The following is a 23188-nucleotide window of genomic DNA, read 5'->3' on the forward strand; positions in this document are numbered from 1 at the left end:
AACGGGTTCAACTTCAACCACTCCATCGTGGACAGCCAGGGCAATGTGATCAATACCTGGGCAGATGTGCTGAACCGTGCGAACCTAGGATTCGAGGTCATGCACGAGCGCAACGCTCACAACTTCCCACTTGACCTAGCGGCTGGTGAGTCCACCCCTGTGGCTCTGACAGCTCCGGTTATTCATGGCTAGACCCATAGCCTGATCTAGAATTACGAAAAAGCGCCGAGTCCTTGCAGACTCGGCGCTTTTTCGCTTGGGGTTTGGAGCAATAAATTTCTCCGAGGTTTAACCCTGACAGATGAGCCAGGGCTTGTTTCTATAAAAGGATAAAGATAAGTTGTAAAGCTTTTACAATTGTGAACATAGCGGATTTTTGGAAGGCCTTTTGTATTCCTAGCTACTGACGAGGAGGAAAATTCTTAGACGCCCAAATCGCGCATGGCCAGACGAATTTGCTCCATTCGCCGTCGGTTTAACCCTAAATCAGATTCTCCGAGTCGTGAGGCAGATCGGAGATGGATGAGGTTTTCATTGTCTGGAAAATAAAATTCGCCGTCGTCCACAAAGCCCATGAGGGCAGTGGTAAATTCAACGCGAACATAGCGATCGCCCTGTTCAATAATGCGGGTTCGCGGAACCACCGAGAGCACATCCAATAGGACAGATTTTGCCGCTTGGTTATCGCCCTGGTAGGCAATTGGCTCAATATAGTGCTCCGGATCCCGGCTCTGACTCGAGATGCAGTTGGGTGAGGCTGGGCAGGGAGCTAGCTGCCCGTGATCAACGCCAAGATTCGTCGGAGAATCTCCTGCAAACAGGCCCTGTAAGCCAGGTAGCGCCATCGGGATTGACGGATGATCAGCGGGAAAGGCATGGGCCGGTGACGGGTTGACCCAGAGAATCCCCAGGGTGCACAGAGCCGAGATCAGAAGGCAAAAACAGCGTTGAAGCATAGACACAGGTTACTCAGGATGATGACCAAAAGCAGTGTAGCGACTTCTTAGAGAGATATTCAGAAACTTGCGACCACTGAGGGGCTGGGGAGGACATTGAGGCCCCAGCGTTTCGTCCTCCAGGAATCCTCTCTGTAAAGTTTTGTATCCGAAACCCTCGGTCACTTTTCCGTAATTTTACGGATATCATGAAGCGATTCCTTCGCTAACGTAATACCTAAAGGGCTATACCCCCCCGCAATAGCCCGATAATGCCCTCGAAACGGCAACTTTTCACGAAAGGAAAAGGCGCAAATTAGCAATCCTGAAGCAATGAACTGTATGGATGCTGCTATTCCGAAGGGGTTTTTCATAATCTTCCTAGGAAGCACAGGTCTGCCTGAGATCCTAGGGGCAGCCCTAGAGCGAAGGCTGTGGGGCTTGCCTGAGATCAGGGCCTTGATCGCTGAGATGTTATGGATCGAGGCCCGAAGATTCGGGGCTGGTGGCCCCGTGTCGAAGTGTTAAGATGAACCTATACCATGTGTTGATTCATAACGTATCCAGAGTGCCCTATGCCTGCTAAAGCAGCTCCGATTGTGGTGAATAAAGAAAAGCTTGCTCACCCACCCCTTGACATTCATACCCTGGGCGATCGCGTTCTTCGGCAGGCAGCCAAGCGAGTTGCGACCGTCAACCAAGAAATCCGTGATCTAGCCAAGCACATGCTTCAGACAATGTATAGTGCCGATGGTATTGGGCTGGCTGCGCCCCAGGTGGGACTTTCTAAGCAAATGCTGGTGATCGATATTGACCCTGAGGAGGCGAGTCACGAGCCACTGGTGTTAATTAATCCAAAAATTCGCCGGTTTGGGAAGGGGCTCGCCCTGGGTCAGGAAGGCTGCTTGAGTATTCCGGGGGTCTATTTAGACGTGAAGCGTCCCGATGAGATTGAAGTGGTCTACAAGGACGAGCAGGGACGACCGCAAAAGCTGGTGGCCGAGGGGCTGCTCTCGCGCGTCATTCAGCATGAAATCGATCACCTAGAGGGCGTGCTGTTTGTCGATCGCGTGGAGAACGACTTTTTACTCAACGAAGAACTGGTTCGCCACGGGTTCTCGCGGCAGGCGGTTCGTCCAGTTTAGGGTGCACGCAACAGGTGGACCGCGAGCGGGCCTACTGTCTTGCCTGGGCGCAAGTGCCAGGGGTTGGTCCTGTGCTGCTGCGACGGATTCAGCAGACCTTTGGCACCTTGGAATCGGCCTGGGTTGCAAATCCGACCTCCCTCCAGCAGGTGTCTGGCATTGGCCCAAAGGTGCTTGCTGCCATCCAGGTCACCCGAGGCACGATCGATCCCTTTGCCTTTCTGGCGCAGCATCAGGTCCAAAATCCGCATTTTTTAACCTGGATTGAGCCGAATTATCCTCGTTTGCTCAAGGAAATTAGCGATCCACCCCTGGTCCTGTATTATCGCGGCGATCCCACGGCTGCGGAACTCCAGGGGCGATCGCCAGCGGTGGCCGTAGTGGGCACTCGCGATCCCTCCGATTACGGGAAACGGTGGACTCATCGCCTGTGTCGGACCTTATCACGCAACGGCTTTTTAGTGGTTTCAGGGATGGCAGAAGGGATCGATACCCAGGCGCATCGCAGCTGTCTTGAAGCCAATCAGCGCACCTTTGCAGTTCTCGGAACTGGAGTGGATGTCGTCTATCCGCCTCGCAACCAGGGGCTATACGAACAGATTACCCAGCAGGGCTGCTTACTCAGTGAATATCCAGCCGGAACTCAGCCCAATCGAGCCCACTTTCCCCGCCGGAATCGGATTATTGCCGGACTGTGCCGAGCTACCCTGGTCATGGAAGCGCCCTCCCGCTCCGGAGCATTGATTACCGCCTACCTCGCCAATGACTATGCGCGAGATGTCTATGTGCTACCAGGCAATCTCGACAATCCTCGTGCCCTAGGCTGCCTGGGACTACTCAGTCGCGGTGCTCAGGTGATTCTCAGTGAAGGGCATTTGCTGGAGATGCTGGGAACCATTCCTGCCCTCGATCCCCCCCATCCCCCACCTGGCAAACCCGTGAATCTATCTCCCCAAGAATCTCAACTCCTCTTGACTCTCCAGCAGCTTTGTCAACGTCAAGAATCCGCCTCCGTGTCCTTTGATCTACTGGCACAGCACTGGAGCGAATCAACGGGACATCTGTCGAGCCTGCTTTTGCAATTAGAGCTCAACGGTCAGGTGAAGCAGCTTCCGGGAATGCGCTATTCCCTGTGTAATCCCTAGTATGCCTTGCCTTCAGCCTCTGCCCCTCTATGTGGCCTTCAATGTACGGTTCTCCACTCAAGATTGTGTGTTTACTGAGTTAAGATAGACTTCGATCTGTTTGACTGCTTTGACTGGGGTTCATTGACACCTATGACACACCGTTCTGCGGCGATCCAGACTGCCCTGAATCTGGAAGCGCTCAACCAACAATTCGCCAATGCTCATCCTAAATCAATTTTGCTCTGGTCTCTTGAAACGGTGCCCGAGGGCTTAATTCAGAGCACTGCCTTTGGCCCCAGCGGCATGGTCATTCTGGATTTGCTCTATCGAGATCTCGACCCGCGCCCGCCAGTCCCGATTTTATTCTTGGATACCCTGCACCATTTTCCCGAAACCCTCGCCTTAGTGCATCGTACGCAACGAGACTACCGGTTGCATCTTGAGGTCTATCGCCCCCAAGGCTTGACCACACGAGAGGCCTTTGCCCAGCGTTACGGCGATGATCTCTGGGAAAAAGATGTTGATTACTTTCATCAGCTGACGAAGGTGGCGCCGTTACAGCTTGCCCTGCAAGAGCTGGGTGTAAAGTCCTGGATTACGGGACGCCGGCGAGATCAGTCCATTTCCCGACAACAGCTTCCGATTTTTGAATGGGATGATCAGGGGCGGTTGAAGATTAATCCTCTCGCTCACTGGACCCATCGCGAGGTTTGGAAATATATTATGGAAAATAAAGTGCCCTACAATCATCTCCATGACCAAGGATACGGCAGTATCGGGGATGAACCCCTGACCACCCCACTGCAAGAGGGAGAGCATGAGCGAGAGGGTCGCTGGCGCGGGACGGCGAAAACCGAGTGTGGCATTCATCGCTAGCAGCCAGGTCACTGCAATTCTCTCTCGAAGCGGGGTCACAGGAATCCAGTGACTCCTTTGCGGTTAAGGCAGGGCGTGGAACTGGGAGTGATTTTATCCCTTGAATTAGGATTAGAGCTGGAATTATTAACTTTCTTGCGCAGTGCGTTTCCCATTGAACCGATCGCGGTGAGGGAAACGTCCCGAAGCGCAAGGAGCCCTGCCGATGAAACTGTGCAAGACAGGTCTGATGGAGATGAGTTTGGAAACGATGCATTCTGAGGGGAGTCAGGCAAATCGTTAAAATGACAGACCGCAAAAGACAGGGATTATTTGTGGGCCTGACGACGCTGGATCTGATCTATCATGCTCCTCGATCGCCCCAATCCAATGAAAAAATTGTTGCCACGGATTTAACCCTGGCTGCGGGTGGCCCTGCCACCAACGCAGCCATTCTATTCTCGGTGTTAGGAGGAGAGGCGAAATTACTCAGTGTCATAGGGCAGCATCCTTTAACTACGCTGATTCATCACGATTTGAATCGGTATGAGGTGACCAGCATTGACTTAAACCCTGCTACGCCAGAACCACCCTCTTGCGCTTCGATTGTCGTTTCCACCCAGGGCGATCGCGCGGTGGTGTCTCGCAATGCTCAGGGGCTGGAGGCTGACCCCTCCCAAATCCCCCCGGATCTATTAGAGGGTGTGCAAGTGGTGTTAATGGATGGCCATCAACTTCCGGTGAGCATCGCGATCGCGCAGCAGGCTGCGGATCGGGGAATTCCGACGGTTCTAGATGGCGGGAGCTGGAAAAAGGGTCTCGATCAACTCCTGCCCTGGATTTCAGAATTGATCTGCTCGGCAGATTTTCGGGCTCCCCATTGCCGCACTGAGTCTGAGACGCTGAATTATCTGCAGCAGCGCTACTCTCCTCACCTGCGCATCGCCATTACCCATGGATCGGAGCCCATTGACTGCTGGACTGAGCAGGGGAGAGGACAAATTCCTTGCCCTTCCGTTCCGTGCCTCGATACCCTGGGAGCGGGCGACTTTTTTCATGGTGCCTTTAGCTATTACTGTTTGGAAATGGGCTGGAGCGATGCCCTTGCCAAAGCTGCTGATCTGGCCAGCTTTTCCTGTGGGTTTCGAGGCACCCGTTCCTGGCTATCAAAAATCGTTTCCTAAATTTTCCCCATTCTTTCAAAATAGGCAGTATTATTTTATCATTGCCTCCCCACAGGAGAAACAGTTCAGACCTTTCTCCAGAACTGGTTGAAGACCTCGCCTAACGTTTCAAAAGGGTTACCTGCTATGGCTATGAAAAGTTCTAAAATTGCTGTTCCTTTGCAGCCAGACATCAAGCAAAAGCTTCGAGAATACGGCAAAAAAAATCAAATTAAAAATTTCTCTGGTGTCATTCTTGCGATCCTCAACGAGCATTTTAGTAGTTCCAATTCTTCACCGAGTCCTTCCGTAACGGATGCCCCACCCTCAATTCCGGATGCCCCACCTCCGATTAACGAGATCATGGCAACCTTGGAAAAGCTTTCGGAACGAGTCGCCTCCTTAGAAGGGGAATTGGCAACGACTCAAGAGGCAAAGGCTCCGGCGGAATCCTCACCAAAGCCACCCGTTCGTCGCCGCCGCACTCGGGAAAAGCCTGAAACAAAGCCCACACGAACTCGGTCAGAGCCCACCAACCGTTCCAACGTCTCTGCACGTCCTGTTAATAATCGGGGCAGAGCAAGCGGATCGGTCAAGTCCAGCAGTAAATCAGCCCCGACCAAAAAGGCGCAGACTCCTGCTCCTGTTAAGCCCAAGAAGCCTAATGCCGCATCGGGACGCCCAACCCGATCCTCGCGACGAAAATCCAGTGGCGGTGAAGGAGAATGGATTTCCACCCGTGAAGCATTTAATCTGTTTGGAGGAGATTTATCCTGGAGCCGCTTTAGTAAGCTAACGCCTGAGGAATTGGAAGAACGCTTTGATCTAGAGTCCGATGTGAATCGCAAGGTACGGGGGAGTCGCTTTAATAAATGGCTGCGCCTCAAGGCCTAGCCTGGGGTCTCTGCCCTGGCGGGGGGGGGTTCCTTAATACAGATCCACTAATATAGATCCACTAAATACAGATCCACTAAAAGTCTGTCGGATGCGATCGCCAATAACTTGTCCAGGATTGTCGGCCATCGGTTTCCGCAGCGCTGGCCAGGCGAGTAGCAACCTTTTCCGCAGGACCGCGCAGGAAAGACCAGACGAGCGGCGTTAGCCAGCCGCGCAGCATCACAGAGTAGGAGATGAAGGTTCCCTTCACATCGGAGCTGAGTTGATAGGTGACTCGTTCCTCCAGCCCCGGAAAGGCCAGAATTCTGATGCTGATAAATTGATTGGGATTCACCTTTTCCACAAACATGCGGCAGGGCACGGGAATCCAGCGATTCATGGCCCGGTAAATGAGGCCTGGTTTAGCTTGTAAGCCAAAGGGAACGTCCGTTTTGACCAGTAGCGGATGCCAAGAAACATCGGTCACATCACTCAACTTTCCCCAGATGGTTTCCACTGAAGCAGCGCTAATAGCGCGATAGGTTTTGACGAGTTTCCAGCGAAGATAGGGCTGACGCCGAAAGCGCCTGAGCCAGAACGGTAAAGACATGGGATTCACTCCTGGACATCCATGGCTAGATCTATCGTAGCAGGAGGACATTCCCAGACCTGAGGAAATCTCCCAGGCTGGCTGAGAGCAAAGGGGAAACCTCAGAATCCATCGGGTCAATAAGCAGAATCACCTAAGTCTTTTTGCTGAATTCGCTCAAAATTTCCAGCTTCTGCTTTATATATATTCACGATTGGCAAGATTCATGAATATTTACAGGGCGCCGATGCAGGTGCCCGGTTTAGGCCCTGGGTGCATGGGGCACCTTCTGCCGGAATCGGGATGGATGAAACCACCTGCGATCGCCAAATTTGCTCCAGGTCACTGCCGCCGGCCCCCGATCTAAAAATCTGAACAAGACTTCCCTGGACCCGTCGGGCTGGTCCTCAAGGCTGAAACGGGGAAGGATTGGCACCCCCTTCGAAAGGGTTCATCGGTAGGGGCTGGGCGTTGCATGGGGCTCTTGCTGACCCAGCCAGGAATTAATTTGTTTTTGTTCTAACTTAAATTAAAACAGCTAAAAAATAATTTTTTTAGATTAAAAATAGAAAAAATGCGCTCAAAAAGCCTTAAAAATTAATTTTACTCATTTTTTTAATTTTTTACTCTGTTTTATTCCTATTGTGCTTCTGAATACCGGACAGAATCTGCACAATAATCCAGGGGTGGGGTACAAACAACCCCGCCTGAACTTATTGGAGGACGGCCCTCGTGAAACTTGCAGTGTACGGGAAAGGCGGCATTGGTAAATCAACGACCAGCTGTAATATTTCGGTCGCGTTGGCGGCTCGTGGCAAAAAGGTTTTGCAAATCGGGTGCGACCCGAAGCATGACAGCACCTTCACCCTCACGGGCTTTTTAATCCCCACGATTATTGATACGCTCCAAGAGCGCGATTATCACTATGAAGATATTTGGCCTGAAGACGTGATTTATAAGGGCTATGGCGGAGTGGACTGTGTGGAAGCCGGAGGTCCTCCTGCCGGAGCCGGCTGTGGGGGATATGTAGTCGGTGAAACGGTGAAGCTGTTAAAGGAGCTGAACGCCTTCGATGAATACGACGTCATTTTGTTCGACGTCCTGGGGGATGTGGTTTGTGGGGGCTTTGCGGCTCCGCTGAACTATGCGGACTACTGCATGATTGTCACTGACAATGGCTTTGATGCCTTATTTGCGGCTAATCGGATTGCCGCCTCAGTTCGAGAGAAGTCTCGGACCCATCCCCTGCGGCTGGCTGGCCTAATCGGTAATCGCACAGCCAAGCGTGACTTAATTGACAAGTACGTGGAGGCGGTGCCGATGCCTGTGCTGGAAATTTTGCCGCTCGTGGAAGATATCCGCGTCTCTCGCGTCAAGGGCAAAACCCTATTTGAAATGACAGAGTCGGATCCGTCGCTGGCCTACGTCTGTGACTACTATCTCAATATCGCCGATCAACTTCTGGCCCAGCCGGAGGGAGTCGTCCCCAAAGATGCCCAGGACCGTGAACTCTTTTCGCTCCTTTCGGATTTCTATCTCAATCCTCCCACCGAGAAGGTCCAGCAGGATGAGTTTGACCTCATGATGGTTTAGTCATGCTGGCCCTGAATCAATGCTAGTTCTGACTCAATGCTAGCCCTGACTCAATCCTGTCCCATTCACCATTGCCCCAAGAGAGAGAACCAAGAGAATGACCCTGGCTCAACAACAACCTTCAGCGCTGAACTTTGACTGCGAAACCGGCAACTATCATACGTTTTGCCCCATTAGCTGCGTGGCCTGGCTCTATCAGAAAATCGAAGATAGCTTCTTTTTAGTCATTGGCACCAAAACCTGCGGATATTTTCTCCAAAATGCCATGGGAGTCATGATCTTTGCTGAGCCTCGCTATGCTATGGCAGAGCTGGAAGAGGGCGACATTTCTGCCAAGCTCAATGACTATGAAGAACTCAAGCGCCTGTGCACGCAGATCAAGCGCGATCGCAATCCCAGCGTCATTGTTTGGATTGGCACTTGCACCACTGAAATCATCAAGATGGATTTAGAGGGCTTAGCTCCAAGGCTCGAGGCTGAGATCGGGATTCCCATTGTCGTGGCCAGAGCCAATGGCTTGGACTACGCCTTTACCCAGGGAGAAGATACCGTGCTCGCCGCAATGGCCCATCGCTGTCCTGATCCCGAGGCGGCAGCCTTACCCTCGACTTCCAGTCGCCCCAGTGCCCTTGGTTCATTACTTAATTTTGGACGTAAATCGGAAGACTCCGCGACCGCAGAGGCAGACTATCTCGATCACCCACCCTTGGTTCTATTTGGATCATTGCCGGATCCGGTGGTCACGCAGCTCAGCCTGGAGTTAAAAAAACAGCGAATCAAAGTGAGTGGATGGTTGCCTGCAAAGCGATTTACGGAACTGCCAGCGCTGGCTGAGGGCTACTACGTCAACGGAGTGAATCCCTTTTTAAGTCGCACCGCCTCTACTCTCATGCGCCGGAAGAAATGTAAGTTGATTGGGGCACCATTTCCCATCGGTCCAGATGGCACAAGGGCTTGGGTAGAAAAAATCTGTGCCGTGATGGGGATCGAACCGCAGGGGCTAGCGGAACGGGAGGCCCAAATTTGGGAATCCCTCCAAGACTACCTCCAGCTTATTCAAGGCAAGTCCGTCTTCTTTATGGGCGACAACTTGCTGGAGATATCCCTGGCCCGATTCTTAATTCGATGCGGGATGACAGTTCCTGAAATTGGCATTCCCTACATGGATAAGCGCTATCAGGCCGCGGAGCTGGTGCTGCTGGAGCAAACCTGCAGGGATATGGGGGTTTCACTGCCAAAAATCGTGGAAAAACCGGATAATTACCATCAAGTTCAGCGGATCAAAGCGTTACAGCCAGATTTAGTCATTACGGGAATGGCCCATGCCAATCCCTTAGAAGCCCGCGGGATTAATACAAAGTGGTCCGTGGAATTTACCTTTGCGCAAATTCACGGGTTTGGCAACGCTCGCGACATCCTGGAGTTGGTCACCCGTCCCCTACGACGCAATCAATCCTTGAAAGAGTTAGGTTGGACCAACTTGGTGCGAGAAGACGCTAGGGTTTGACGTGTCCTCCTGCCGCAGGGTGGGTCAAAGGCCTCACCCAGGGAAGCCAGCCAGAAAGCCGCCGATGGACGGGCCTGGGCTTTTGATCCCTGGGTGAGGCCTTGATGGAGTCTGCGCCTTGATGGGTCGCGTCTAGACGGCTGGGATTAGGAGGCTAACTTACGCTTACCGTGAACCGGAAATGGCCTGATGCCGCCGAGGAGCTTTTTGTAGGCCAGCAGGTAGCCGTCAACCATGCTTTGAATCGAGAATTGATCTAACACGTACTGGCGACAAGCAGTCCGGTCCAAGTTGACGGCCTGGGGGAGCACCGCAATTATGTCCGCGATGGAGGGGCAGGCAAATCCAGAGACTCCGTTTTGAATGACTTCTGGAACTGACCCAAGCTGCGTGCCCAGGACAGGGGTCCCTGTACACATTGACTCAATCATCACCAACCCAAACGGCTCGGGCCAGGTAATCGGAAATAGGGTCAATGCTGCATTAGCCAACAGCTGCACCTTCTGTGCATGGGTTACCTCCCCCAGGTATTCAATTTGCTCACCGTCGATGAGCGGCTGAATCTGCTCGTGAAAAAACCTCTGGTCCACCGCATCCACTTTGCCTGCCATTTTGAGTTTCCAGCCAGTTTTGTGGGCAATCTCAATGGCATTTTGGGGGCCTTTTTCAGGAGATAGACGGCCAAGGAAAGCGAGATAGGGCTCAGGACTGGACTGGGCTTGAAAGGGATAGTTGTGGGGATCAATGCCATTGTAGACCGTGGCCAGATAGTTAATATCTAGACCGGGCAGACGCTGGGCATTGCTAATTGAGATGTAGGGCTGCTTGCCGTAGGCGCTAAATAGCTTCTGATTATCCTGGGTAAATCGACCGTGAAGCGTGTGAAGCACTGGGGTGTGACAAAGTTCTGCCAGGGGGAGTGCGCCATAGCCATTATGGAAGTGGATTAAATCAAACTCGTCGGCGCGATCAAAAACGCGCTGCATTTGCAGCATGTCATAAATGCCGTGCTCCTTGACCTGGGGATCCAACCGCAGAGCTTGGGGGACCACCGAGTCCAGGGTTGCTAAGGTTTCGGAGTCACCCGATGCAAATAGCGTGACTTCATGACCCCGTCGCGTCAACTCATCACAAAGATAGCTCACGACCAATTCAATTCCGCCATAGCCGGGCGGGGGCACTCGTTCCCACAGGGGGGAAACTTGGGCAATACGCATCTGTTTAACTCCAATGGCTGATATTCTCTAAATATTGGGGGAATCTAACCGAAGGTCTGTCTATTTTCTGGTCCTTTTCCCCAGATTACCCTAAGTTAGTTTTTCATACTGATTGCATGCCTAACTGAGTGCAGGTCTCAGGGCGTGGGCTAAGGTTTTGTTCCGCTCACCCCTGTGGTAGGCTACGAGCCACACCCGAATGCGTCGGCCCTCTGGCATCAAGACTAGTATAAATACTTATTGGTTCCCGTTAAGTTGGCTACCATTCTGGGGAAGTTGTCTAGAATGGGCAGCACAGATCAGGCGCGGGGCTTAGCAAATTTAGGGTTTGCCTCAATGGGGTCCAGGCAGGGGTTGAATGAAAAACGACGCTTCTGAGGAGTTTTTAATCCAGACGGGAGCACCTGTGCTGCATGCTGGCCAGCTCAATAATATCAAAACCCGCATTGACCTCGTTTTGCTGGCCCTAGAAGCGATCGCAGGAATTGGGTCCGATGCCATGTTGGCGGCGGCTCGGGAGTTGGGGGTGGATGCGATGGTGAGCGATCGCGTCTCTCTGTGGCGGTTGCGCCAGTCTAACCCGATCCGGAAAGGCAGCGGTGGCCGTAAAAAGCTAGATGTGGAAGAAGCGCGATCCCTGGTGCTGGTCATCTGCTATCTGGCCCGAGCCCATCAAGCAACCATTCGGCAGGCCGTGCAGCAGCTAGAGAGAGCCACCCAGGCCCAAAAGCCGCCCCATCATCATCCCATTCTGGGAGATTTTCTCGATCGCTTTACCAACAGCTATCAAGATCGCATGGAGGCAGCGGCGCTGTCCTCTGAGCAATTAACCCCCCTGGCCTTCAAGCTGTTGATTGACCTGCTCTTTTATGGAGGGAGGCAGGGGGTTCAGCGCCTGTGGTTAGCGCTTTTAGAGGGGGCTGCCGGGGGAACGTCTGCTGGTGCATCTGCAGCGTCTACAAAAGTGAAACGTCCCGCTCCAGACGGGGATGAATCGGTAGGATAGGGTCAAATGGCCCTAGGATTCTATGATTAGACTATCGCCAGCTAAAACTGAGCGCTTTACCAATCCCCATTGGTCCTTGGCGATCGCTGTGCATTCCAGTCCTCTATCACGGTGGTGGGGTCAGGAATTGGGGCAAATCGAGTCGTTTAGCCTGGCATTATTGGCCCAGGATGAATCCTCGGCCGAACTGCCTGGGGAAACTGCAGCGATCGGATCCGTTGAAGACCGTCTGATCGAGATCCAGGGAGATCCCGATCAGCTAGAAGCCCTGGGCCTGATTGCAGAGGCCTATGTTCAGCAGCTGCTTGCTCCCCCTGTTCAGGACCTATCCAACGATGTAGGCTCTGAACATCTCAGTCAGGGGGCTTCCTTGCTCCAGATGCCGCCCCGAACCACGGCGGATCTGCCTCCTGCCTTGAAACTATCGCCCTTTCAACTTCCGCGTTTAGAGGCAACATCGTGGCTCAGGCATCGGCTGTATCTGGGGGATTTAGGATCAACTCCGTCGCAATCCAGCATTGTTTTAACGACCCTACAGCTCTATGACCTGGCTGAGATTTTACAGCTAGCCTCCCAAACCTTAACTGGACTGCCGGTGCGGCGAACATTGCGTCTCCTGCCCGACACGGCGTTGGTGTGGACCAGGACGGCTGCCATGGTTGCGATTGCTTTGGGGTTGACGGGGGGCATGGCCTGGTGGATCGGTGGCACTTCGGTGCTGCAAACGGCAGAGGAGGGGCGCGATCCTAGCGCCCAAGAGGTGGATCAGGGAACCCAACCTGTGCCTGGAAGCCCTCCACGTCAGTCCGTCTCCCCCTCTTCGCCCTTGGTGGCAACATCCCCAGCCGCCGATCCATCCCAGGGCAACCGCGACTCTCCGTCCTCCTCGGCATCCAAATCCTCGGAATCTCCGATCTCGGCAGCACCACCAGCTAATCCCGCTCGGCCCTCGGCCTCGGCACAACCCACACAGGCACAACCTCACCAATTCTCTCCAGCGCCCTCTAGGGGCGCTGATCCCCCGCCCCAGGCTGGAGTGACGGCTTCAGCGAATTCTCAACCCACTGCCCCCATCTCAAAATCACGGCGGCCCTCCCAGACCTCCGAGGCTGATTCCCCAGGGTCCCCGCCACAGTCTCTGCCCACAGCCCCTACCGCTGATTTTTCAGTCTCTGCAGTCCCGCCGTCGTCGAAATCGACAGTGGACCGGGCCAGTGAATCGGCACGCCTGTCGCGGGCGGATCCTCAGCCCCAGTCAGTGGTAAGCGAGATTCAAAAATATTTCCAAGCCCGCTGGCAGAGCCAAGATACAATTCAGGAGACCCTGAGCTTTACGCTTACCCTCAATGCTGACGGGACGCTGCAAGGGATTCGCCCGCTCAATAGTGCTGGAGAGCGCTACCAACCCCAAGCGCCTTTGCCGAAGTCTGGGGAGGCAATGGTGTCCTCGTCCTTATCCGGTCCAGTCCAGGTCACGGTTAACCTGTACCCTGATGGCAGCGTGAATGCTGTCCAACCTTAATTGCCATGTCTTCTCTTTCTGTTAGGTTGCGTCCGGCACCTCTGAGCATTGCCCCCATGATGGACCGCACCGATCGCCACTGTCGCTACTTTCTGCGACAGATCACCCGCCATACCTGGCTGTACACCGAGATGATCCCAAGCTCCGCCCTTCGTTACGGCGATCGCTCCCATTTACTGGACTATTCCCCCGAGGAACATCCTCTGGTGCTGCAGGTGGGCGGGGATGATCCCCAGGAACTGGCCCTTTGCGCGCAGCTGGCGGCCCATTGGGGGTATGACGAAATCAATCTGAATGTGGGCTGTCCTAGCGCCCGCGTACAAAGCGGCAACTTTGGGGCCTGCCTGATGGCCTATCCGGAAACGGTTGCTCGCTGCGTCGAGGCAATGGGTAAGGTTGCAGCGATTCCAGTGACCGTGAAGCACCGGATTGGCATTGACGATCGCGATCGCTACGAAGACATGGCGCACTTCGTGCAGACGGTGGCCGAAGCTGGCTGCCAGCGCTTCATTGTCCACGCCCGAAAAGCCTGGCTCCAGGGCCTAAGCCCCAAGGATAATCGCACAATTCCACCGCTGCGCTACCAGGATGTGTACCGTCTCAAACAGGCGTTCCCCCAGCTCACCATTGAAATTAACGGGGGCTTTAGCCAACCGGATCACATTCAAGCGCAGCTCTCCCACGTAGATGGGGTAATGGTGGGGCGAGCGGCCTACGATCACCCCTACCTGCTGGCCACGGCAGATGGGCAGTATTACCACGATCCGCAGCCTGTGCCCTCGCGCCATGGGGTTGCCCAAGCCATGCTGCCCTATATCGAAACCTGGGTGAGGCGGGGCTTAAAGCTGAGCCGCATCACCCGTCACATGCTGCAACTGTTTAACGGGCAGCCCGGTAGTCGCCTTTGGAAACGCCAGCTAACCGAGCAATCCTCTCGACCGGGGGCAGGACCAGAAGTGATTACTCAGGCCCTAGCGCAGATTCCGGAATCCCCTTAGCTAGAGATTCTCTCCCTGCGGACCTAGACAGCAGCCGGCTGTCGGGGCTGAAAAATTTGCTGACGACCCAGATCCAAGGTGGTCATGTTGCTCTGCCAGTCGGGATGAGCGGTCATCAGCAGGGATTCCAAGGCTTCAGCATCCAATAAGTGCCATACCGGCGCTCCTTGGAGATTGCTGGCTAGCCCATAGCAGTTGTCGGAGACGCAATGGATATCAAGCCATGACTCCAGCCCCACCGGAATTCTTAAGGCTTCACCTGGGGCTAAGGACCGCACCTGGCCCAGGGTCAGTTTTAGCTCCGCCGTCGAAACCCGTAAACCAGGAATCACATCTAGGGTTTGGCGATCGCCATTGACCTGAATGTGATACTGCCGAAGCGGATCAATACCCCGTAGCCAGGGAGACTCATCATCCAAACGATACCGAGGAGCCAAGGAAAATGCTGAAGCCATCGCGATCAAAAATTGTTCATAACCATTTCTAAAGCTTCAGGAATTTTTCCGAAAACCTCCAAGGTTAAGCAAAGAAAGTTAATAAAACCGGAGAGTTTTGTAAAGTTTTGCTACACGTCATATCCAAAGAGATTGGGATCGATGCCCTCCTGGGGCCTGTGCAAATCGGCGAGTCCGTACTCGGCCCAACGCTGCTGCACTTGCTGGGCCATCGCGGGGTCAGACTCTAGCGGCTTGCCCCAGTCATGGTCGGTTTCTGGAGGGATTTTCGTGGTGGCATCAATCCCCATCCGTCCACCTAGGCCAATTTTTTCACTGGCAAAGTCGAGGGTGTCAAAGGGTGTCTCCGGCAAGATAAACACATCCCGCACGGGGTCAACCTTAGAGGAAATAGCCCAGACCACCTGTCGAGGATCTCGAATATTAATGGCCTTATCGACCACAATCACAAACTTTGTATAGGTGAATTGGGGGAGAGCACTCCAGAAGGCCAGGGCCGCCCGGCGAGCCTGGCCGGGGTAGGCTTTATCAATTGAAATGATGGCCGCCTTGTAGCTCAGAGCCTCCATGGGCAAGAAGAAATCGACAATTTCTGAAACCTGCTGGCGCAAAATTGGGGTGTAGATACGGTTAAGCGCGATCGCCATCATCGCCTCCTCCTTAGGGGGGCGACCGCTAAAGGTCGTCAGATAGACGGGATTCTTGCGGTGGGTCATGCAGTGGAAGCGCACCAACGGAGAATCCTCAACCCCCCCGTAGTAGCCCATGTGATCGCCAAAGGGGCCATCGGGCAGCACCTCACCGGGCGTGATGGTTCCTTCCAGCACAAACTCCGCATCGGCGGGCACCTCCAGATCCAGGGTCTTGCACCGGGTGAGCGCCACCCCTGACCCACCGTAAAGACCTGCAAAGAGCCATTCGGACAGATCCACCGGAATGGGGGTGGCTGCCGCCATGATGATCAGGGGATCCACGCCGAGCGCGACGGCCACCTCCAGCTTTTTCCCCTGCTCGGCCGCTTTACGCAGGTGGCGGGCCCCCCCCCGCACCGACAGCCAATGCACCGTCATGGTGGTGTGAGACTGGAGCTGGAGTCGATAAACTCCCACGTTGGGGGTGCCGGTTTCACAATCCTTCGTAATGACCAGCCCCAGGGTAATGATTTTGCCGGCGTCTTGGGGGTAGGGACGAATCATGGGAATTCGATGTAAATTCAAGTCCGCTTCCCGGACCATCACCTGCTGGCAGGCAGGCAGAAAGGCTTTTCCGGGCTTGGCCTTGACCACATCAAAGAGGATTTTCCCAAAGTCCACCGCTTGGGAGATCTTTTTAGGAGGCTTGGGCTGTTGAAGCTGTGCTAGTTTTTCGCCCAGACGCTCTAGATCCTGGGGCTGATCCATGTTCATGGCCCAGCAAATGCGTTCCACCGTACCCATCAAGTTAACCGCCACCGGATAGTCGCAGCCTTTGACGTTTTCAAATAACAACCCAGGCCCCCCCCAACTCAGGAGCCGGTTGGCAATTTCGGCAATTTCTAAATCTGGATCCACGGGCGCCGAAATTCGCCGTAGTTGTCCCCTATCTTCCAGGAGAGCAATAAATCCGCGCAGGTCTCTGGCCATGACTGTTGGAGTTTTTAGATGGGAAAGTCACTGTCTATTATGGAGGACTGCGCCAGATTGGGGGGCAAGCGCCCCTCTCCGGGTGAGGCGTGTGTCCCCCTAGCCCAGGTGTAATAGATGGAAAACGCTGGACACGATTGTGAATATCTATGTCCAAAGAGAGAATCTTTTGTTAAGATTTACAAAGAACGCTCTGGGGCCGCCCACAAATTTTTCTTCAGGGAATGCTAAAACAAGGGCAGCCTGTGCCGCACAGGGCTCTGTCGTCCGATTAGAAAGGAGTTCGTCATGATTGAACCGTTGATTGTTGCCACCCTTGGCTTTTGGTGCGGGGCCTGTGTTTTGGGATGTTTTCTGTTTATGGCAGATGGACTGCCCAAATCACCCGCAGCCTCGAAGCAATCTTCCACCTCTAAGATCTAGGCTGATTTTTTAGGGTTAGGCGGAACCGTTTCCGAGAAACAGAAGAGACAGTAAAGAAGCACCATTCCAAAGGCTGTGCAGCAAAATGGACGCAGCCAGATTTCGAGACTGAATATAAATCGTACCCAGCACAGTGCCCAGCACCAGAAGTGGGAGAAAATCTGCAACGTTCAGGTGAGCGATCGCGAAAAGTGCTGCGCTGAGGCCCACCGCACCCCAGGCAGGAAAAAATCGGCTGAGGGAGGTGAGGACGAAGCCGCGAAATACCATCTCCTCAAAGGCCGGTGCCAGGACAGACACCATTCCCAGCAACACAAGCCAGGTCCAGCCATCGTTACTTTGTAAAATAATTTCTAACAGTGGATTGCCACCGCCCTGGTCGCTGAGCAGTTGACGGTTGATCAGGGAAATGAGTAGCACTAGGGGAAGAGCCGCAAAATATCCCCCCACGCCCCACAGGATCCATCGCCCCTGCACAGTCAGCGGTAGCCACTGGAAGAAGGAGCCAATGTAGGGACGGGTTGCGTAGATAATGATGCCTAGTCCCACCAGCATCAGGCCACTGTAGTTGGCCAGAGCCAGGAGCGCTTGACCGCGTGCCGTAGCCGTCGTGGCCAAACCAGCCAAGGCCTGAATCCCCACGGGAACGGCAAGACTCACTGCGAAAAAGGCAAAGAACCAAATCAGCATGGTGGTCCATACGGTATCTAGGTCCCAGGGAACCGCCACGCCAAGGGCAGAGGTCTCCGCCTGGGCCTGGTTGGGGGAGTCGGCGGGGGAAGGATCCCCTTGGAATTTGCGGCGGTATTGTTGCAGGCTCCAGCCCACCAGCAAAGCTAGGCCTAGGAGGCTGCCAAGGGCGGGCGTCCCCACCACGAGTCCCAGCCGCCACAGGGCCGCTTCGCCCCGAGTCTGGCGATCGCGCTGCAGGGCTGCCAAGGCCTCAGGCTGATCAGTCTGCTCAAACAGTTGCTGCAGGGTTTGATCTCGAAACCAGCCGGACAGGGCCTGGCGCAGCAGCGGTTCTGCCGCTGCGGACAGGGAACTGGGCGATTGCCAAGTTTGTTCAAGGCTCTCCACCAGAGCCAGATTTTGGCGGTGAACTTCGGAGGTGTAGGGCGCATCTCGCACGGTCTGCCAAGCCTGGCGCGCCGCGATCTGGTCGTGGCGCACTGCGGCCAGGATGCCCAGGCGAATCGAGAGTCGATCCAGCAGATCTTGCGATCGCAGGCCGGGGGGATCGGTCGGAGTCTGGCGAGGATCCGCCTCCGCCGCTTCGCTCGGTAGACTTTTTTGGATAGAGTCACGCACCATTTGATATTGCTTATAGGCCTGCTGCAGCGGGTCCTTGCCTAAAAGCTGAATTTTCAGCTCAACCTGATCCGATGATGGCGGGTGCCAGGCTGTTGCCTCTAAGACCAGGTCCGTTTGATATAGGCTCAACTGGCCCTGGGTTTGGGGCTGTTTCCAACTCCCGTAAAGTGCCGCCCCAATCAAAAACGTCACCCAAAGACTCAAGAAGAATAGCCCAACGCGCTTAGCGGTCATCACTGGTTTGGGACTCCTGTTCTGTCCATATCACTAGTCAAAATAAACCACCCCTCACTCTAACCTGAGATGAGCCTGGGGTAATGAATCTGGAGGATTGATCGGGAAGCACTTGACCTGCCCATCGCCTTCTGTCAACTTTAAGAAAGTTCTGCATCAGCAGAGAAAGATAAACGTAAAGTCAATGACACATTGCGGAGGATAGTCCCCTGGGTACGCGAGTAATTCTGGTTCGCCATGGCGAAAGCAGCTTCAATGTAGAACGGCGAGTACAGGGACATCTCGATCAGTCTCTGCTGACGGATAGGGGAATTGCGGATGCCCAGCGGGTGGGCGAGGCGCTCAAGGGCTTAGCCTTCGATGCCCTTTACTGCAGTCCTCTACAGCGGGCGCAGCAAACGATGCAAAGGATTTGGGACAGGCTGAGCAACGGTATGCCGTCGCCCAGTCCTGAAACCCTGGACAACTTAATTGAAATTGGCTTGCCCCGGTGGGAAGGGATGCTGTTTAGCGAGGTGAAGCAGCAGTTTCCCGTCCTGTATCGACAATGGCATCAAGCGCCCCATGAACTCAAAATGGAAGTCAAGCAAGGCTCTGAGGTTGCCACCGTCTACCCTGTGCAGGCAGTGTTTCGGCAGGCAGCCCAGGTCTGGGAGGATCTGCTGCCGCGTCACCGTCACCAAACCGTCCTCCTTGTGGGTCACAGCGGCATTAATCGAGCCTTGCTCTGCACCGCGCTGGGGCTGGCTCCCGATCGCTATCAAATGCTGCAGCAAGCGAATTGTAACATTAGCGTCCTGAACTTCCCCGATGGCACCCTTGCCAGCGCGCAACTGGAGGCCTTGAATTTAACCTCTCACCTAGATTTACCCGTACCCAAGCCCCGTCCTGGCTACGGCGCACTGCGCTTACTCCTGGTACGTCACGGTGAAACGGACTGGAACCGCCAAGGACGTTTCCAGGGTCAGCGAGATATTCCCCTCAATGAAAACGGGAAACGGCAGGGGCGGCAGGCAGCGGCGTTCCTAAAAGGTCTGCCCCTAGACTTTGCGGTGAGCAGTCCCATGCAACGCCCCAAATTGACGGCGGAATTAATTTTGGCCCATCATCCTCAGATCAGCCTAGCGTTGAATGATCGGCTCTGTGAAATCAGTCACGGGACCTGGGAAGGGCGTCTAGAGGCTGAAATTGAGGAGGCCTACCCTGGTGAATTAGAACGCTGGCGCACCCAACCAGAACAAGTTCAGATGCCTGCAGGAGAAAATTTACAGCAGGTTTGGGATCGAACGGTTGCGGCTTGGGATGAAATCGTTCAGGAAGCCCTCGCCCAGCGGGATCAACAGGCCATGCCCACCGGTATGGTTGTGGCCCATGACGCGGTGAATAAGGTGATTCTCTGCCACACGGTGGGCGCTAGTGCGGCTAAGTTCTGGAACTTTAAGCAGGGAAACGGTGCTGTTAGCGTCATTGATTTTGCCGCCGATGGTCGCCCAACCCTTCAGGCCATGAATATTACCACTCACCTCGATGGTGGCATTTTAGATCAAACTGCTGCCGGGGCCTTGTAAACACCCATGACCGAGTTGCTGCAACAGGTTCGTCTCATTGACCCCGAACAGAGGATAGATCGGGTTGCAGACGTTTTGATCCAAGAGGGGGTGATCACGGCAATTGCAGATTCCCTGCAGGAGGTTCCAGCGGGGACGGAGAGTCGCGACTGCCGGGATTTGATTTTGGGGCCGGGACTGGTGGATCTCTATAGCACCTGTGGTGAGCCCGGTTATGAACATCGGGAGACCTTAGCCCAACTTCTGGAGACTGCCCTATCGGGTGGGTTTACGCGCCTTAATTTATTGCCCCAAACCCACCCCCCCCTGACCACTCCGGGGGCTGTTCAGCAACTTTTAAAGAGCGTTCCTGCCACCAGTCCCCTTCAGGTGAGGACCTGGGGAGCTATTACCCAGGAGTTGGCGGGCCAGGCATTAACGGAGTTGCAAGAGCTGTGGGGCAGTGGGATTACCGGGTTGAGCGACGGTCAACCGCTGGCGGATGCTCAGATCATGCGCCGCCTGTTGGACTATACCCAAGGTTGGCACTGTCCGGTGGCGCTGTGGCCCTGCGATCTAGCCTTGGCCCAAGGCGGGGTGATTCGGGAAAGTGTGCAAGCCCTACGCTTTGGGCTTCCCAGCTTGCCCCTGGCGGCTGAAACCGCACCGCTTGCAGCCTTGCTGGAGTGCCTTTCTCCAGAGTCAACGCCAGTGCATCTCATGCGGATTTCCACTGCACGCAGCCTTGATTTGATTGCCCAGGCGAAGGCCCGTGGCCTGCCCGTCACTGCCAGTACCACCTGGATGCATTTACTGAAAAATTGTGAGGCCTTGGTTCACTATGATCCCATGCTGCGGTTAGATCCCCCCCTGGGCAATCCTGCGGATCAGGCCGCATTGATTGAGGCGGTTGCCTCGGGGCTCCTTGATGCCGTTGCGGTGGATCACCATGTCTATACCTACGAGGAGAAAACGGTTCCCTTTGCTCAGGCTCCGCCTGGATGTCCCGGCCTCGGTCAAGCCTTTGCAGCTCTATGGCAGGCTTTTGTGGCCAGCGATCGCTGGTCCCCCGCAGTTCTGTGGCGATCGCTGAGTCAACAGCCGGCTCGCTGTCTTCAGCAAGCGCCTCCCCGGCTGGAGGTGGGACAACCGGCAGAAATGATTCTGTTCGAGCCAGGGGCTGAACCCCTGGGGCAAGTTCGCCAGGTGTGGGCAAATTGGCAAGGGCGAACCCCTTAGCTGGCCCTGGGAAAAGAGGGCCAGACGAGTGATCCATCCCGCACCTACAGGGGTTTGACCACCGCTCACACCATGCATAGGGTTGGCGAGGAATTGTCAGAGGTGTAATAATTGACTCATCTTCAACGTCAATACCAGATGCAAAAGCTAGGCACCTGCCCGAACAACAGCACGGGTGAAGTTTAGCAGCCAGAGCGTCCCTGACCTTGGGAGGCAGCTTAAGACTTCCACAGCTCTGATTCTGACGGCAGTTCCCGATGAAGGGGGAAGGCGCTGTCCTGTTGTGGAGCAGTGAGTATCCGGTCGTTGACAGTAGTATCACCCTCTGTTTGGGGCAGCGCCATGTGTATTTGCGTGAACTGCGACTATGTAGACCAATGTGTCACTTACCACGCGGTGGAACATCAGCATCAGCAGCCTCATCTCACCCAAGACCCTCATTTTGAGCCTATTGATCCCACTATTAATGTCAATATTCGCAACGCGGATTTAGAAATTGAAATGGAATGGGATGTGGTGGGCTGTGCGAGCTTCGTAGAGTCTCCTGGTAAGTGGGCCAGGCTCAGACCCGGCGAAGCTGTACCGACCTAGCCGCGGAGGTCTTTGTCCAGTTGGGTAACAGGTGTGTGTACAATATCCTCAGACAGGGTCTTTACTTTGACTGCCTTTCGACTGCGCTTGATCCTGCACTGAGGGCTACAGCGGTATGATATCTGCCCAAACTAAACCAGACGTGGTCATTCGCGCCATTCAGTATCGAGATATTGAGGCAGTGAATACGCTGCTCACTGAGGCAGAGCATCTTCCCTGGATCTCCACCTTGCTTTCGCGCCCTGGGAAAACCCAAGATCTCTTTCAGCGGCCAGAGCAGCTGGTCAATGTCTTTCCTCTGGGACTGCAGTCTCCTGCCCAAACCTTTGTGGCTCAGGGTTTGAAATCCATCCTGGGCGTCATTCAGGTGATGCCCTGCAATCAGGCGCGCACCACTTGGAAGGTGAATGCCCTGGCAGTGGCGGAGTCTCAAAGCTTGATAGATCTGGGGAGCGAGCTGCTGCAACACTGCCTGCGATCGCTCTATGAAGCCCACACCTGGCTGGTGGAGCTGGATGTGAACTACAGTCAGCGCATAGGCCTGTATCGCCAAAATGGATTTCAGCCCTTGGCCCATGCCACCCATTGGTCCCTGAGAACCGATCAACTCCAGCAGCTGGCGCAAAAGCCCGTTGCCCTGCCCAATCTGATTTCCATCAATAACGCAGACTCTGCACTTTTATATCAGCTCGACACTGTGGCCATGCCTCCCTTTGTGCGACAGGTGCTTGATCGGCGCGTTCAGGACTTTACGCAGGATTTATTGTCAGGGTTGTGGGAAAAGCTGCAGCAAACCTGGAGTTCCCAGAAAAATCTGCGCGGCTATATTTTTGAGCCCCAGCGCAAGGTGGCCATTGGACATTTTGAACTCTGCCTGTGTCGCGACGGATCAGTTCCCCATATTGGTCAAATGACGGTTCATCCTGCCTATACCTGGCTCTATCCTGAGCTGCTGTCCCACATGGCGGGGCTTACGCAGACCGTTGACCCGATGCCGCTGCATCTGACCTCAACCGATTACCAGTCGGAGCGAGAGGACTATCTGGGGCAAATTGAGGCAGAGCGTGTGGGTCACTCTATTATGATGTCGCGATCGGTTTGGCATAAATTGCGCGAAACGCGCTGGAATGCCCTGGAAACCCTGCCCCTTGCGGAGGTGCTCCAGGGACTTCAGCCTAAACAAACGCCGATTCCGGGGCGGATGAAAGAAACCTGGATACGCCAGTAGCC

21 protein-coding genes, 1 pseudogene and 1 riboswitch are annotated in these 23188 nt (G+C 54.5%); of the genes and pseudogenes, 16 read left to right on the top strand and 6 right to left on the bottom strand.

Annotated features, from left to right (window positions below; genetic code table 11):
* Positions 1-192 (top strand): annotated as a pseudogene (locus QQ91_RS00650) (photosystem II q(b) protein); the annotation flags it as partial.
* Between the two features lie 230 nt (positions 193-422).
* Here the strand turns inward: QQ91_RS00650 and QQ91_RS00655 are convergent.
* Positions 423-956 carry a DUF1499 domain-containing protein gene (locus QQ91_RS00655; protein WP_236096018.1) on the bottom strand — a complete coding sequence of 178 codons (534 nt, stop codon included), beginning with the start codon at positions 954-956 and terminating at the stop codon, positions 423-425.
* A gap of 254 nt (positions 957-1210) precedes the next feature.
* Positions 1211-1297, top strand: a riboswitch (cyclic di-GMP riboswitch).
* Positions 1298-1510: 213 nt separating this feature from the next.
* On the opposite strand from QQ91_RS00655, the gene def reads away from it, so the two are divergent.
* The 5 genes from def to QQ91_RS00680 all read left to right on the top strand — a co-directional run bounded on the left by def (position 1511) and on the right by QQ91_RS00680 (position 6119).
* Positions 1511-2080, top strand: coding sequence for a peptide deformylase (gene def / locus QQ91_RS00660; RefSeq protein ID WP_166278707.1), 570 nt, complete (start codon positions 1511-1513; stop codon positions 2078-2080).
* Positions 2081-2094: 14 nt separating this feature from the next.
* Entirely contained in the window at positions 2095-3225 is a 1131-nt protein-coding gene (gene dprA, locus QQ91_RS00665; protein WP_166278710.1) for a DNA-processing protein DprA, read from the top strand.
* 132 nt (positions 3226-3357) lie between these two features.
* Positions 3358-4083: a phosphoadenosine phosphosulfate reductase gene (gene cysH / locus QQ91_RS00670; protein WP_166278713.1), complete on the top strand. Its 726-nt coding sequence runs from the start codon at positions 3358-3360 to the stop codon at positions 4081-4083.
* Positions 4084-4367: 284 nt separating this feature from the next.
* The gene (locus QQ91_RS00675; RefSeq protein ID WP_166278716.1) at positions 4368-5246 is read left to right on the top strand and encodes a PfkB family carbohydrate kinase; all 879 of its coding nucleotides are present in this window, start codon (positions 4368-4370) and stop codon (positions 5244-5246) included.
* 132 nt (positions 5247-5378) lie between these two features.
* The gene (locus tag QQ91_RS00680) at positions 5379-6119 is read left to right on the top strand and encodes a hypothetical protein (protein WP_166278719.1); all 741 of its coding nucleotides are present in this window, start codon (positions 5379-5381) and stop codon (positions 6117-6119) included.
* Positions 6120-6195: 76 nt separating this feature from the next.
* On the opposite strand, the gene QQ91_RS00685 is transcribed toward QQ91_RS00680, so the two are convergent.
* A complete protein-coding gene (locus tag QQ91_RS00685; protein WP_166278722.1) occupies positions 6196-6711 on the bottom strand; it encodes an SRPBCC family protein in 516 nt (171 codons plus the stop codon).
* A gap of 711 nt (positions 6712-7422) precedes the next feature.
* Between QQ91_RS00685 and bchL the strand changes: the two genes are divergently transcribed.
* The gene (bchL, locus tag QQ91_RS00690; RefSeq protein WP_166278725.1) at positions 7423-8283 is read left to right on the top strand and encodes a ferredoxin:protochlorophyllide reductase (ATP-dependent) iron-sulfur ATP-binding protein; all 861 of its coding nucleotides are present in this window, start codon (positions 7423-7425) and stop codon (positions 8281-8283) included.
* Positions 8284-8380: 97 nt separating this feature from the next.
* Entirely contained in the window at positions 8381-9790 is a 1410-nt protein-coding gene (locus QQ91_RS00695) for a ferredoxin:protochlorophyllide reductase (ATP-dependent) subunit N (protein ID WP_166278728.1), read from the top strand.
* 146 nt (positions 9791-9936) lie between these two features.
* Here the strand turns inward: QQ91_RS00695 and QQ91_RS00700 are convergent, their stop codons facing one another.
* Positions 9937-11007 (bottom strand): glycosyltransferase family 4 protein, encoded by a 1071-nt coding sequence (locus tag QQ91_RS00700; RefSeq protein WP_166278731.1) that lies wholly within the window; start codon positions 11005-11007, stop codon positions 9937-9939.
* A gap of 358 nt (positions 11008-11365) precedes the next feature.
* Between QQ91_RS00700 and QQ91_RS00705 the strand changes: the two genes are divergently transcribed.
* From QQ91_RS00705 to dusA, 3 genes are read left to right on the top strand one after another with little or no spacing between them, the layout of a single operon-like run.
* Positions 11366-12013, top strand: coding sequence for a DUF3038 domain-containing protein (locus QQ91_RS00705; protein ID WP_166278734.1), 648 nt, complete (start codon positions 11366-11368; stop codon positions 12011-12013).
* 22 nt (positions 12014-12035) lie between these two features.
* A complete protein-coding gene (locus QQ91_RS00710) occupies positions 12036-13535 on the top strand; it encodes a DUF4335 domain-containing protein (RefSeq protein WP_166278737.1) in 1500 nt (499 codons plus the stop codon).
* A gap of 5 nt (positions 13536-13540) precedes the next feature.
* Positions 13541-14533 (top strand): tRNA dihydrouridine(20/20a) synthase DusA, encoded by a 993-nt coding sequence (dusA, locus tag QQ91_RS00715; RefSeq protein WP_166278740.1) that lies wholly within the window; start codon positions 13541-13543, stop codon positions 14531-14533.
* A gap of 23 nt (positions 14534-14556) precedes the next feature.
* Here the strand turns inward: dusA and QQ91_RS00720 are convergent, their stop codons facing one another.
* Both QQ91_RS00720 and QQ91_RS00725 read right to left on the bottom strand, forming a co-directional pair.
* Entirely contained in the window at positions 14557-14988 is a 432-nt protein-coding gene (locus QQ91_RS00720; RefSeq protein ID WP_166278743.1) for a hypothetical protein, read from the bottom strand.
* A gap of 110 nt (positions 14989-15098) precedes the next feature.
* Positions 15099-16610 (bottom strand): UbiD family decarboxylase, encoded by a 1512-nt coding sequence (locus QQ91_RS00725; RefSeq protein ID WP_166278746.1) that lies wholly within the window; start codon positions 16608-16610, stop codon positions 15099-15101.
* A gap of 288 nt (positions 16611-16898) precedes the next feature.
* Here QQ91_RS00725 and QQ91_RS21565 point away from each other — a divergent pair, with 288 nt between their 5' ends.
* Positions 16899-17033 carry a hypothetical protein gene (locus QQ91_RS21565; RefSeq protein WP_284707149.1) on the top strand — a complete coding sequence of 45 codons (135 nt, stop codon included), beginning with the start codon at positions 16899-16901 and terminating at the stop codon, positions 17031-17033.
* Between the two features lie 15 nt (positions 17034-17048).
* Here QQ91_RS21565 and QQ91_RS00730 read toward each other — a convergent pair whose 3' ends face one another.
* On the bottom strand, positions 17049-18581 hold the full coding sequence (locus tag QQ91_RS00730; protein ID WP_166278749.1) for a CPBP family intramembrane glutamic endopeptidase: 1533 nt from the start codon (positions 18579-18581) through the stop codon (positions 17049-17051).
* Between the two features lie 209 nt (positions 18582-18790).
* Between QQ91_RS00730 and QQ91_RS00735 the strand changes: the two genes are divergently transcribed.
* The 4 genes from QQ91_RS00735 (at position 18791) to QQ91_RS00750 (ending at position 23186) form a co-directional block, all read left to right on the top strand.
* Positions 18791-20149: a histidine phosphatase family protein gene (locus QQ91_RS00735; RefSeq protein WP_201277261.1), complete on the top strand. Its 1359-nt coding sequence runs from the start codon at positions 18791-18793 to the stop codon at positions 20147-20149.
* A gap of 6 nt (positions 20150-20155) precedes the next feature.
* The gene (locus QQ91_RS00740; protein ID WP_166278752.1) at positions 20156-21367 is read left to right on the top strand and encodes a dihydroorotase; all 1212 of its coding nucleotides are present in this window, start codon (positions 20156-20158) and stop codon (positions 21365-21367) included.
* Between the two features lie 342 nt (positions 21368-21709).
* Positions 21710-21958 carry a Ycf34 family protein gene (locus QQ91_RS00745; protein WP_166278755.1) on the top strand — a complete coding sequence of 83 codons (249 nt, stop codon included), beginning with the start codon at positions 21710-21712 and terminating at the stop codon, positions 21956-21958.
* Positions 21959-22073: 115 nt separating this feature from the next.
* On the top strand, positions 22074-23186 hold the full coding sequence (locus QQ91_RS00750) for a GNAT family N-acetyltransferase (protein WP_166278758.1): 1113 nt from the start codon (positions 22074-22076) through the stop codon (positions 23184-23186).
* The last annotated feature ends 2 nt before the right edge of the window (positions 23187-23188 follow it).

This window comes from Lyngbya confervoides BDU141951 (genome assembly GCF_000817775.3).
GTDB classification, from domain to species: Bacteria; Cyanobacteriota; Cyanobacteriia; order Thermosynechococcales; family Thermosynechococcaceae; genus Lyngbya; species Lyngbya confervoides.